At 48.9% G+C, this 12198-nt stretch carries 11 protein-coding genes; 6 read left to right on the forward strand and 5 right to left on the reverse strand.

Annotation, left to right across the window (positions count from 1 at the left end):
- Positions 1 to 17 precede the first annotated feature (17 nt).
- Positions 18 to 734 (forward strand): DUF2884 domain-containing protein, encoded by a 717-nt coding sequence (locus BSPA111_RS19255; RefSeq protein ID WP_183272755.1) that lies wholly within the window; start codon positions 18 to 20, stop codon positions 732 to 734.
- Between the two features lie 156 nt (positions 735 to 890).
- Here the strand turns inward: BSPA111_RS19255 and leuD are convergent, their stop codons facing one another.
- The 5 genes from leuD to leuL all read right to left on the reverse strand — a co-directional run bounded on the left by leuD (position 891) and on the right by leuL (position 5747).
- Entirely contained in the window at positions 891 to 1496 is a 606-nt protein-coding gene (leuD, locus tag BSPA111_RS19260; RefSeq protein WP_183272756.1) for a 3-isopropylmalate dehydratase small subunit, read from the reverse strand.
- Between the two features lie 11 nt (positions 1497 to 1507).
- Positions 1508 to 2908: a 3-isopropylmalate dehydratase large subunit gene (gene leuC, locus BSPA111_RS19265; protein ID WP_183272757.1), complete on the reverse strand. Its 1401-nt coding sequence runs from the start codon at positions 2906 to 2908 to the stop codon at positions 1508 to 1510.
- Positions 2909 to 2910: 2 nt separating this feature from the next.
- Complete coding sequence (gene leuB / locus BSPA111_RS19270; protein WP_183272758.1) at positions 2911 to 4002, reverse strand: 3-isopropylmalate dehydrogenase; 1092 nt, start codon at positions 4000 to 4002, stop codon at positions 2911 to 2913.
- 1 nt (position 4003) lies between these two features.
- Positions 4004 to 5575: a 2-isopropylmalate synthase gene (gene leuA / locus BSPA111_RS19275; protein WP_183272759.1), complete on the reverse strand. Its 1572-nt coding sequence runs from the start codon at positions 5573 to 5575 to the stop codon at positions 4004 to 4006.
- Between the two features lie 88 nt (positions 5576 to 5663).
- Positions 5664 to 5747, reverse strand: a complete 84-nt coding sequence (gene leuL / locus BSPA111_RS22830; RefSeq protein ID WP_183272861.1) for a leu operon leader peptide — start codon at positions 5745 to 5747, stop codon at positions 5664 to 5666.
- 671 nt (positions 5748 to 6418) lie between these two features.
- Between leuL and leuO the strand changes: the two genes are divergently transcribed.
- From leuO to mraZ, 5 genes are all read left to right on the forward strand, one after another.
- Positions 6419 to 7363 (forward strand): transcriptional regulator LeuO, encoded by a 945-nt coding sequence (leuO, locus tag BSPA111_RS19285; protein ID WP_183272760.1) that lies wholly within the window; start codon positions 6419 to 6421, stop codon positions 7361 to 7363.
- Between the two features lie 414 nt (positions 7364 to 7777).
- Positions 7778 to 9502, forward strand: a complete 1725-nt coding sequence (gene ilvI, locus BSPA111_RS19290) for an acetolactate synthase 3 large subunit (RefSeq protein ID WP_183272761.1) — start codon at positions 7778 to 7780, stop codon at positions 9500 to 9502.
- Positions 9503 to 9504: 2 nt separating this feature from the next.
- Complete coding sequence (gene ilvN / locus BSPA111_RS19295) at positions 9505 to 9996, forward strand: acetolactate synthase small subunit (RefSeq protein WP_183272762.1); 492 nt, start codon at positions 9505 to 9507, stop codon at positions 9994 to 9996.
- A 176-nt stretch (positions 9997 to 10172) separates the two neighbouring features.
- Positions 10173 to 11177 (forward strand): catabolite repressor/activator, encoded by a 1005-nt coding sequence (gene cra / locus BSPA111_RS19300; RefSeq protein ID WP_183272763.1) that lies wholly within the window; start codon positions 10173 to 10175, stop codon positions 11175 to 11177.
- Positions 11178 to 11739: 562 nt separating this feature from the next.
- Positions 11740 to 12198 carry a division/cell wall cluster transcriptional repressor MraZ gene (gene mraZ, locus BSPA111_RS19305; RefSeq protein WP_064539946.1) on the forward strand — a complete coding sequence of 153 codons (459 nt, stop codon included), beginning with the start codon at positions 11740 to 11742 and terminating at the stop codon, positions 12196 to 12198.

Consider the following 12198-nt stretch of genomic DNA (forward strand, 5'->3'; position numbering starts at 1 on the left):
TTTTTATAGGAATGAATATGATTCGTAAGGCTCTGATGGGCGTCCTGCTGCTTACTGCGATGCAGGCGCAAGCCGACTATAAGTGCAGCGTCACGCCTCGCGATGACGTCGTGATCAGCCCGCAATCTGTTCAGGTTGTGGGTGAGAATGGCAATCTGGTTATTGCCCCGGATGGCAGCCTGCAATTTAACGGCAAGCCACATACTTTAAACGCAACGCAGCGCCAGTTGGCGGTGAGTTACCAGCAAGCGTTGCGCACTGACCTGCCGTGGATCAACAACGGTGCGCTGACTCGCGTGGAAAAAGGCCGTATTGCGCTGGATAAAATCATCGCTCAGGAAGTCGGTGAGAGCAGCAATATGCGTGGCCGTCTGACTAAACTCGACGCGCAGCTTAAAGAGCAAATGAGCCGCATTATTGAAACGCGTCAGGATGGCTTAACGTTCCACTATAAAGCGATTGATCAGGTTCGTGCCGATGGGCAACAACTGGTGAATCAGGCAATGGGTGGCATCTTGCAGGACAGCATCAATGAAATGGGTGCTAAAGCCGTTCTGAAAGGTGGCGGTAATCCGTTACAAGGCGTGTTGGGTAGCCTCGGTGGGTTACAGACAGCTATCCAAAAAGAGTGGAAGAATCAGGAACAAGATTTCGAGCAGTTTGGCCGCGACGTATGCAGCAAAGTCGTGACGCTGGAAGGGCAGCGGAAAGGACTGGTTGAAACATTAAAATAGTTACCCTTCATACTTCGAGCTGTGGGGGTGTTGGCTGCACTGGCTCACCCCAGTCACTTACTTTAGTAAGCTCCTGGGGATTCGTCAGTTTGCCGCCTACCCACAACTCGAATTATTTTGGGTATAAACAGGCGAGTGGTATACCCGCCATACTAATTAGCGCATAAACACCGGTTGTTTCTGCTCGTAAGCAGAAATTGAACCTTCGTGTTGCAGCGTCAAGCCGATGCTATCCAGCCCTTCCAACATGCAGTGGCGGCGGAAAGTATCGATGTTAAACGCGTAGTTTTTCTCACCCGCTTTCACCGTTTGCGCTTCCAGGTCGACAACGAACGTAATCCCCGGATTTGCCGCGACCAGTTTGAACAGTTCATCCACCTCTTCTTCGCTCAACGTCACCGGCAGCAGCTGGTTGTTGAATGAGTTGCCGTAGAAGATATCTGCAAAACTTGGTGCGATAACCACTTTAAAACCGTAATCGGTTAACGCCCACGGCGCGTGTTCGCGTGAAGATCCACAGCCAAAGTTTTCACGTGCCAGCAAAATAGAAGCACCTTTAAACTCCGGGAAGTTCAGGACAAATTCTGGATTCGGCTTTTGGCCTGCATCGTCCAGAAAACGCCAGTCATTAAACAAATGTGCGCCAAAACCGGTGCGCGTCACCTTCTGCAAAAACTGCTTAGGGATGATTGCGTCGGTATCAACGTTTGCGGCATCCAGCGGAACGACCAGGCCGGTATGTTGGATAAATTTCTCTGCCATGGTGTTTTCCCTTATTTCAACGTGCGGATGTCAGCAAAATGACCGGATACAGCAGCGGCAGCGGCCATTGCCGGGCTCACCAGATGTGTGCGTCCACCGCGGCCCTGACGGCCTTCAAAGTTACGGTTGCTGGTGGAGGCGCAACGCTCGCCTGGCTCCAGACGATCGTTGTTCATCGCAAGACACATAGAGCAGCCAGGCAAGCGCCATTCAAAACCCGCTTCGATGAAAATCTTATCCAGGCCTTCAGCTTCAGCCTGCGCTTTCACCGGACCAGAGCCTGGAACGACTAATGCCTGCACGCCTGGTGCGACTTTACGACCTTTGGCGATTTCAGCCGCAGCACGCAAATCTTCAATACGTGAGTTAGTACACGAGCCGATAAATACTTTATCGATAGCCACTTCGGTCAGCGGGATCCCCGGTTTCAAACCCATGTACGCCAGCGCTTTTTCAGCAGACGCTCGTTCTACCGGGTCGGCGAAGGATTCAGGGTTCGGGATATTTTCAGTAACCGAAATGACCTGGCCTGGGTTTGTGCCCCAGGTGACTTGCGGTGCGATATCTGCGGCATCCAGGGTGACAACGGTATCAAATTTAGCACCTTCATCTGTGCTGAAGGTTTTCCAGTACGCAACCGCATCGTCCCAATCGGCAGCTTTCGGAGCGTGCAGACGCCCCTTCACATAGTTGAAGGTCGTGTCGTCTGGCGCAACGATACCGGCTTTAGCACCCATTTCGATTGCCATGTTGCACAACGTCATTCGTCCTTCCATCGACAGCGCCTGAATCGCGCTACCGCAGAATTCCACGACATGCCCGGTGCCGCCAGCGCTGCCGGTTTTGCCGATGATCGCCAACACAATATCTTTCGCCGTGATACCAGGTGCTGCATGGCCTGTGACTTCAATTTTCATGGTTTTGGCGCGGCCCTGCTTCAGGGTTTGCGTGGCCAGAACATGTTCAACTTCAGAAGTCCCGATACCAAACGCCAGTGCACCAAATGCGCCATGGGTTGCAGTGTGGGAATCGCCACAAACGATTGTCATGCCCGGCAAAGTTATGCCTTGCTCAGGGCCCATCACGTGGACGATCCCCTGGAATGGGTGGTTCAGGTCGTACAGCTCAACGCCGAATTCTTTGCAGTTTTTCATTAATTCCTGCATTTGAATGCGGGCCATCTCGCCGGAGGCGTTGATGTCTTTGGTCTGCGTAGAAACGTTGTGGTCCATAGTGGCAAATGTTTTGCCTGGCTGACGCACCGGGCGCTTATGCGCGCGCAGGCCATCGAATGCCTGCGGAGAGGTGACTTCATGCACCAGATGACGGTCGATATACAGCAGAGGAGTTTCATCCACTGCTTCGTAGACGACATGGGCATCGTACAATTTCTGATATAACGTCTTCGCCATGATTATTTCCCCTCTGCAACAAAACGAGCAATGGTATCGCCCATTTCATCGGTGCTGATTGCGTTGCCATCACGCGCTAAATCGCCAGTACGGAAGCCTTCTTCCAGCGCAAGGTTGATAGCGTTTTCGATAGCCTGAGCGGCCTCTTCAGCATCCAGGCTGTAGCGCAGTAACAGAGCCAAAGACAGGATTTGCGCAATTGGGTTAGCAATATTTTTACCCGCGATATCTGGCGCAGAACCACCAGCAGGTTCGTACAGGCCAAAACCTTGTTCGTTCAGGCTGGCGGATGGCAGCATGCCCATCGAGCCTGTGATCATCGCGCATTCATCTGACAGAATGTCGCCAAACAGGTTGGAACACAGCAGTACGTCAAACTGGGATGGATCTTTGATCAGCTGCATCGTGGCGTTGTCGATGTACATGTGGGACAGCTCAACGTCCGGATATTCTTTCGCGATTTCGCCAACGATTTCGCGCCACATCACAGAACTTTGCAATACGTTGGCTTTATCAATCGATGTCACTTTATGGCGACGTTTGCGCGCTGACTGGAAGGCTATGTGCGCAATACGTTCGATCTCGAAGCGGTAATAGACTTCAGTATCAAAAGCTTTCTCGTGTGCGCCGGAGCCTTCGCGACCTTTTGGCTGGCCGAAATAGATACCGCCAGTTAATTCACGAACGCACAGAATATCGAAGCCGTTAGCCGCGATGTCAGCGCGCAGTGGACAAAACTCTTCCAGGCCTTGGTACAAGCGCGCTGGGCGCAAGTTGCTGAATAATTTAAAGTGCTTACGCAGTGGCAACAGCGCACCACGTTCAGGTTGTTGAGCGGGCGGCAGGTGTTCCCATTTTGGGCCACCGACGGAGCCGAACAGAATCGCATCGGCTTGTTCACAGCCTTCAACTGTAACCGGTGGCAGCGGGTTGCCGTGACGGTCAATAGCAATACCGCCCACGTCATATTGACTGGTGGTAATACGCATATCGAAGCGCGTACGAACTGCATCCAGCACTTTCAGCGCCTGAGCCATAACTTCTGGGCCAATGCCGTCACCCGGCAATACTGCTATATGATGAGTTTTTGACATGTCACACGGTTTCCTGATTATTTTCTTTATTATGAGCTTTGCGTTGCAATTCTTTTTCAACGATGCCTGCGCGCCAGATGTTATTCAGCACGTTTACCATCGCTTTCGCAGAAGATTCCACAATATCGGTCGCCAGACCTACACCATGGAAGCGACGACCTTTATGAGTCACGACAATATCTACCTGACCCAGCGCGTCTTTACCCTGGCCTTTCGCAGACAGCTGATATTTAACCAGCTCAACATCGTAATTTGTGATGCGGTTAATCGCCTGGTAGACCGCATCGACCGGGCCGTTGCCTGTTGCCGCTTCAGACTGTGTTTCTTCACCACACTGCAACTGGACGGAAGCGGTAGAAATCACGCTTGAGCCGGATTGCACGTTGAAATATTCCATGCGGAAATGTTCTGGTTCTTCTTGTTGTTTACCGATGAAGGCCAGCGCTTCCAAATCGTAATCGAAGATCTGACCTTTTTTGTCTGCCAGTTTCAGGAAGGCGTCGTACAAAGAATCCAGGTTGTAATCGTCTTCTTTATAACCCATCTCTTCCATACGGTGTTTCACTGCCGCACGACCTGAGCGTGAAGTTAAGTTCAACTGCACCTGATTCAGACCGATAGTTTCCGGGGTCATGATTTCGTAGTTTTCGCGGTTTTTCAGCACGCCATCCTGGTGAATACCGGAGGAGTGAGCGAAAGCATTAGAACCGACAACCGCTTTGTTGGCCGGAATTGGCATATTGCACAGCTGGCTGACAATTTGGCTGGTACGGTAAATTTCATGGTGATTGATATTGGTATGCACGCCCAGCATTTGACTGCGCACTTTAATCGCCATGATGACTTCTTCCAGCGCAGTGTTACCGGCGCGTTCGCCGATACCGTTCAGCGTGCCTTCAACCTGGCGTGCGCCAGCCTGAATTGCGGCGATGGAGTTTCCGGTCGCCATCCCTAAGTCGTCGTGACAGTGCACAGATATAATCGCTTTATCAATGTTTGGCACACGGTTGTACAACGTCTGGATGATGCCACCGAATTGGACTGGGGTGGTGTAACCCACAGTGTCAGGGATGTTAATGGTTGTCGCGCCTGCGCCGATTGCGGCTTCTACGATGCGGCACAGGTTGTCGATGGGGGTACGACCGGCATCTTCACAAGAGAATTCAACGTCATCGGTATAGTTACGAGCACGTTTTACGGAATTGACTGCGCGGGCTAAAACATCATCGAAGGTACTGCGCAATTTGGTTTCGATGTGCATGGTGGATGTTGCCAGGAATACGTGGATACGAAACGCTTCGGCAATTTTCAACGCTTCGGCAGCGACATCAATATCTTTATCCACACAACGAGCGAGACCACACACACGGCTATTTTTGATATTGCGGGCGATGGTTTGTACAGATTCGAAATCACCAGGGGAGGAGACCGGGAAACCCACTTCCATTACGTCAACACCCATACGTTCCAGTGCCATCGCAATTTGCAGTTTCTCTTTAACACTCAGACTTGCCTGTAACGCCTGCTCACCATCACGTAAGGTTGTATCGAAAATAATGACTTGTTGGCTCATGTTGTGGTCCTTTCTTGTCTTGGGGGCCGTTGCTACGAGCAAAAAAAAACCCGCGCAGTGGCGCGGGTTTTTTGTCTGGAGGCTTGAATCAACGCTTGATTTCGCCCACCAGTCTACCGCGCAATGAAGTTGCGTTTAGTAGTAGACCTAGTAGGCGAATGGTGCGAATCATGTTTCAAGTCCCAAGTAAATTCGTTATGCATTTATTGGTACTTGATCTGTCCTGCTGTGTCAATACTCGATTCTTTTAGATAGAGGTAATGCTGAGTCAGTCAGGGTTATGTCGTAGCAAATCATGCTGGTATACGGAGGATTCATAATATATATATATAAAGTATGAAAAAGGATTGTTTACCCTTGCATGAAGAAATGAAATCATCAGAAACAATTATAAATATGATGTTTATTATATGTAGTATTCATCATGGTTATGATTTGGCAGGGTTATTCATTATCTGGATTGTTTTTTAGGAATTTGGCCTCTTTTTTTATTGGTAATTTTTTAGTAAGCCGGCTGTTTCTGAATAGGATATGTTATCCATACTTAATATATTATTCATTTGGCGAATCATTGTGTGTTAAGTCATTTTGTGATTTGATTAGCACGATCCAGAAGTCAACTGACGAAATAAAATCATATGAATTTTATAGATTTATCAGACTTGTCAGTAGCTGAAGTCGTGTTGATACATTAGAAAACGTAAGTTTATTGATTTATATTCAAATTGTTTAAATAACGTTTTTAATTGCAGTAATCAGCATGTTCTGCATAGCAAATGATAATAGGGGAAGCTCGCAGAGTTAATCTGTGAAGAAGGAAATGCAATCTTAGTGGAGTCTGACATGTCTGAAGATTATGTAGAACAACCGGCAGTGCATGATGGGTTTAAACCTCAACTGCGTTCTGTTGACTTAAATTTATTAACTGTATTTGATGCGGTTATGCAAATGCAGAATATTACCCGTGCTGCTCAATCTCTGGGAATGTCTCAACCCGCAGTGAGTAATGCTGTAGCCAGGCTGAAAGTGATGTTCAACGATGAGTTGTTTGTTCGCTACGGGCGGGGTATCCAGCCTACAGCGCGTGCGTTTCAGCTGTTTGGTGCAATTCGCCAGGCATTGCAACTGGTGCAGAATGAATTACCAGGAGCAGGCTTCGACCCAGGTAGCAGTGAAAGAGTATTTAACATCTGCGTCAGTAGCCCTTTAGATAATATGTTGACCTCTGTCATTTTCAATAATATGAAGCGCTTTGCTCCGGGCATTCAATTATTGTTTAAATCAGCTTTAAATAAAGACATTGAACATCAATTGCGTTATCAGGAGACCGATTTTGTTATTAGCTACAGTGAATTCCGTCGTCCAGAGTTCACTTGTATCCCATTGTTTGAAGATGAAATGGTGCTGGTGGCTAATCAGAAACACCCACGCTTAATTAAACCGATAACGGAAGAAGACGTCTATAACGAAAAACATGCGGTCGTTTCTCTTGAGCGTTTTGCATCATTTAGTGCGCCGTGGTATCAAACTCCGGAAAAACAAGCCAGCATTGCTTATCAGGGAATGGCATTGACCAGTGTTTTAAATGTCGTCTCACAAACCCACCTGGTCGCTATCGCGCCACGTTGGTTAGCTGAAGAGTTTGCTGATTCACTTCATTTGCAAACCTTCGCATTACCACTAAAAGATAATATAGCGACCTGCTATTTATCATGGCACGAAGCTGCCGGACGGGATAAAGGGCATCAATGGATGGAAAAACTTTTGACCACGGTATGTAGTAAATAGATACAGACTGTTAGCCTTGATTCATCCGGGTGGTGAAAACCATCCGGTTATTCTTCATTTTTTTCATTTTGTAGTTTTTTCAGCTGTTATTGATTTGTCTCTTAATCACCGAGTGAATCAATGAACCCTCCCACGAATTAGATTTAACCTGCAAAACATCTTTTTATAACATTTCCAATCATACTATTTCCTTATGTTCAGAGTTTTACTTTGCCAGATTAGGCTTTTGTAGTGTTCGTCAGGAATCCGCGTATTGACGGTTGAAGATTGACAATTGATTGCCTGATTTTCAACGGTTATGTTAGGCGGACTATCAAAAATAAAAAGAGATATGCAGGGCGCAACAACCTGCCTCAACGACTTAGCGGAAATGATTTCAGCGGTCGGTCAAACACGTAAGCCTGGAGGCAAACCATGGAGATGTTGTCAGGAGCCGAGATGGTCGTCCGATCGCTTATCGATCAGGGCGTTAAACATGTATTCGGTTACCCCGGAGGCGCGGTACTCGATATTTACGATGCGCTTCATACTATTGGCGGCATTGATCATGTGCTGGTGCGCCATGAACAAGCAGCAGTGCATATGGCCGACGGTCTGGCACGTGCGACTGGGGAAGTGGGTGTCGTACTGGTGACGTCAGGTCCTGGGGCCACAAACGCGATCACCGGTATTGCTACAGCTTATATGGATTCAATTCCAATGGTGGTGCTGTCAGGCCAGGTCGCGACGTCCCTCATTGGTTACGATGCTTTCCAGGAATGCGACATGGTGGGAATTTCTCGTCCGGTCGTGAAGCACAGCTTTTTAGTCAAGCAGGCGGAAGATATTCCGGCCATTATCAAAAAAGCTTTCTGGCTTGCTGCAAGTGGTCGACCAGGGCCAGTTGTGGTGGATTTACCGAAAGACATCATGAGCCCGGCTAACAAACTGCCGTATAGTTACCCTGAATCCGTTAGCATGCGCTCTTATAATCCCACCACTCAGGGTCACAAAGGGCAGATTAAACGCGCACTGCAAACTTTGCTGGCCGCGAAAAAACCCGTGATGTACGTTGGCGGTGGTGCGATTACATCTGCCTGCCATGACGAATTACGCGAGTTGGCGGAGAAACTCAATATTCCCGTTGTCTCTTCCTTAATGGGATTGGGGGCATTCCCTGGAACGCATCGCCAGGCATTAGGCATGCTGGGCATGCACGGCACTTACGAAGCCAATATGGTGATGCACAACTCTGACGTTATTTTCGGCGTCGGTGTGCGCTTTGATGACCGCACCACCAACAATCTGGCGAAGTACTGCCCGAACGCGACCGTGCTGCATATTGATATCGATCCGACTTCTATATCCAAAACCGTCGGTGCAGATATTCCAATTGTGGGCGATGCACGGCAGGTTCTGCAGCAGATGTTGGAATTGCTCGCACAGGAAGATACGCCGCAGTCTTGTGATGACATTCGTGACTGGTGGCAGCAGATTGAGCAATGGCGTGCACGTCAGTGCCTCGAATTTGACCGAACCAGTGATAAAATTAAGCCACAGGCGGTTATTGAAACAATCTATCGACTGACGAAAGGCGAAGCTTACGTCACTTCGGATGTCGGTCAGCATCAGATGTTTGCCGCACTCTATTACACCTTTGATAAACCACGGCGTTGGATTAACTCCGGCGGTCTGGGCACCATGGGCTTTGGTTTGCCGGCGGCACTCGGTGTGAAATTGGCATTGCCGGACGAAACCGTCGTCTGTGTCACCGGCGATGGCAGTATTCAGATGAATATCCAGGAACTTTCCACCGCACTGCAATATGGATTGCCGGTGCTGGTGTTAAACCTCAACAACCGCTATCTCGGAATGGTTAAGCAGTGGCAGGACATGATCTATTCCGGGCGTCACTCCCAATCTTATATGGAATCGTTGCCTGACTTTGTGCGCGTCGCAGAAGCTTATGGGCACGTAGGGATTGGTATCAGTAAACCTGAAGAGCTGGAAAGCAAACTGATTGAAGCACTGGAAGCGGTGCGCAATCAGCGTCTGGTTTTCGTTGATGTCACAGTTGATGGCACTGAACATGTGTACCCAATGCAGATCCGTGGCGGCGGTATGGATGAGATGTGGTTAAGTAAAACGGAGAGAACCTGATTATGCGCCGGATATTATCTGTATTACTCGAAAATGAGTCCGGGGCGCTGTCCCGTGTTATTGGCTTGTTCTCCCAGCGTGGTTACAACATCGAAAGCCTGACTGTGGCGCCGACTGAAGATCCAACGCTTTCACGTATGACTATCCAAACGGTAGGGGACGCGAAAGTCCTTGAGCAGATTGAGAAGCAACTGCATAAGTTGGTGGATGTGCTGCGGGTAAGCGAACTGGGGCAGGGAGCGCATGTTGAGCGTGAAATCATGCTCGTAAAAGTTCAGGCGAGTGGTTATGGGCGCGAAGAAGTGAAGCGCAACGCAGAAATCTTCCGCGGGCAAATCATTGACGTGACTCCTACGCTCTACACGGTTCAGTTGGCAGGAACCAGTGATAAGCTGGACGCATTCCTGAATACTATTCGTGAAGTGGCAAAAATTGTCGAAGTGGCGCGCTCTGGGATCGTAGGCGTTTCACGCGGTGACAAGATTATGCGTTAGCCATGAAAGGTGGCTAAATAATAAACCCGGTAAACTCGTGCCGGGTTTTTTTTTGCAAATCACACAACAACTGCCAGTAAAAGCGGTTGCCCGAGTTATTATTCTGCGCTTAGATGATAAAAATGAAACCATGACCAGAGTATGGATATGGCAATCCTATAAATTAAGGGGCTACTGTGAAATTGGATGAAATCGCGCGCCTGGCTGGAGTTTCGCGCACCACGGCGAGCTACGTCATCAACGGCAAGGCAAAGCAGTATCGTGTCAGCGATAAAACCGTTGAGAAAGTCATGGCGGTTGTTCGCGAGCATAACTACCACCCGAATGCGGTGGCCGCGGGGTTGCGGGCCGGGCGTACGCGTTCTATCGGATTAGTTATTCCAGACCTTGAGAACACGAGTTATACCCGTATTGCTAACTATCTTGAGCGGCAGGCCCGTCAGCGTGGATACCAGCTGCTCATTGCCTGTTCTGAAGATCAGCCAGATAATGAAATGCGCTGCATTGAACATCTCTTGCAACGCCAGGTGGATGCCATCATTGTTTCCACTTCACTGCCGCCTGAGCATCCTTTCTACCAGCGTTGGGCGAACGACTCCTTCCCGATCATTGCGCTCGACCGTGCCTTAGACCGTGAAAACTTCATCAGCGTCGTCGGTGCGGATCAGGAAGACGCGGAAATGCTGGCCAGTGAGCTTCGTACTTTCCCCGCCGAAACCGTACTTTACCTTGGTGCGTTGCCGGAGCTTTCCGTCAGCTATTTGCGTGAGCAAGGTTTCCGCAGTGCATGGAAAGACGACCCTCGTGAAGTGCATTTCCTTTATGCCAACAGCTACGAGCGCGAAGCCGCGGCGCAGTTGTTTGATAAATGGCTGGAAACCCATCCAATGCCGCAGGCTCTGTACACCACTTCATTTGCATTATTACAAGGTGTTATGGATGTCACGTTGCGACGTGAAGGGCGATTACCGACTGAGCTGGCGATCGCCACCTTCGGGGACCATGAACTGCTCGATTTCCTGCAATGCCCAGTTCTGGCAGTCGCGCAGCGCCACCGTGACGTTGCGGAACGTGTGCTGGAACTCGTTCTTGCCAGCCTTGATGAGCCACGTAAGCCGAAAGCAGGCCTGACTCGTATTCGCCGTAATCTATACCGCCGCGGAAGTTTAAGTCGCCACTAACAAGAGATGGCAGTTACGGCTGCCATTCTTAATTAAGAATATTCTCGCTTTATTTTTATTGGTTATTCAGGTAATTATTTTTCTTTGGTAAAAGATGAATCTTTAATTCCTTAATCGATATAAGACTACTTCAGAATTATTTTGTTACATAGCATTGTGTAAAAATGCCGGATAATTAAACAATAGCTATCTGATAAGAATCAAACTTCCCTCCAGCCCGCGCTTCGCCTGCATCTGACGCTGTTAACCTGTCGAGAAATACCTTAAAATGCCGACCGCGTCGCAAACTGAACACTTCATATTTTACCTGTCAGGTTTTCAGTCGATTTAACGATATTTATGCTTATTGACCATTTTTCTTTCAAATATTCATAACGTTAATTTTGCATCGTGAATGTAGCGCCTTTTCACGCCAGTCATTTATCAATCGCTTATGAGATGAAAATTATTTCCATCAGCGTTGTAGCTTGCTTGACAAGGTTTTCCTCCGCTCCGTAAACTCCTTTAGGTGGGATTTTGTGGGTGAAAGTGGTGGAAAGGGGATTTTAAGGGTGAGGCTGGCATGTTCCGTGGGGCAACATTAGTCAATCTCGACAGCAAAGGGCGGCTCGCCGTACCTACCCGTTACCGGGATGCGCTTGTCGAAACCTCTGAAGGTCAGATGGTTTGTACCATCGACATCCATCACCCATGCCTGCTGCTTTATACCCTCCCCGAGTGGGAAATTATTGAACAAAAGCTAGCTCGTCTGTCGAGTATGAACCCTGTAGAACGTCGCGTGCAGCGACTGTTATTGGGCCATGCCAGTGAATGTCAGATGGATAGTGCCGGGCGTTTGTTATTGGCACCTGTTTTGCGCCAACACGCCGGGCTAACCAAAGAAGTGATGCTGGTTGGGCAGTTCAATAAGTTTGAACTGTGGGATGAAACAACCTGGCATCAACAGGTCAAGGAAGACATCGACGCTGAGCAGGCCACGACGACTACGTTGTCGGATAGGCTGCAGGACTTGTCACTATAA

This window comes from Buttiauxella sp. A111 (assembly GCF_014189855.1).
Taxonomy (GTDB): domain Bacteria; phylum Pseudomonadota; class Gammaproteobacteria; order Enterobacterales; family Enterobacteriaceae; genus Buttiauxella; species Buttiauxella selenatireducens.

Coding starts and splice junctions, on each gene's coding strand:
- leuC (WP_183272757.1), bottom strand. CDS start 2,908: ATGGCGAAGACGTTATATCAGAAATTGTACGATGCCCATGTCGTCTAC.
- ilvI (WP_183272761.1), top strand. CDS start 7,778: ATGGAGATGTTGTCAGGAGCCGAGATGGTCGTCCGATCGCTTATCGAT.
- leuA (WP_183272759.1), bottom strand. CDS start 5,575: ATGAGCCAACAAGTCATTATTTTCGATACAACCTTACGTGATGGTGAG.
- leuD (WP_183272756.1), bottom strand. CDS start 1,496: ATGGCAGAGAAATTTATCCAACATACCGGCCTGGTCGTTCCGCTGGAT.
- mraZ (WP_064539946.1), top strand. CDS start 11,740: ATGTTCCGTGGGGCAACATTAGTCAATCTCGACAGCAAAGGGCGGCTC.
- BSPA111_RS19255 (WP_183272755.1), top strand. CDS start 18: ATGATTCGTAAGGCTCTGATGGGCGTCCTGCTGCTTACTGCGATGCAG.
- leuO (WP_183272760.1), top strand. CDS start 6,419: ATGTCTGAAGATTATGTAGAACAACCGGCAGTGCATGATGGGTTTAAA.
- leuB (WP_183272758.1), bottom strand. CDS start 4,002: ATGTCAAAAACTCATCATATAGCAGTATTGCCGGGTGACGGCATTGGC.
- ilvN (WP_183272762.1), top strand. CDS start 9,505: ATGCGCCGGATATTATCTGTATTACTCGAAAATGAGTCCGGGGCGCTG.
- leuL (WP_183272861.1), bottom strand. CDS start 5,747: ATGATTCGCACCATTCGCCTACTAGGTCTACTACTAAACGCAACTTCA.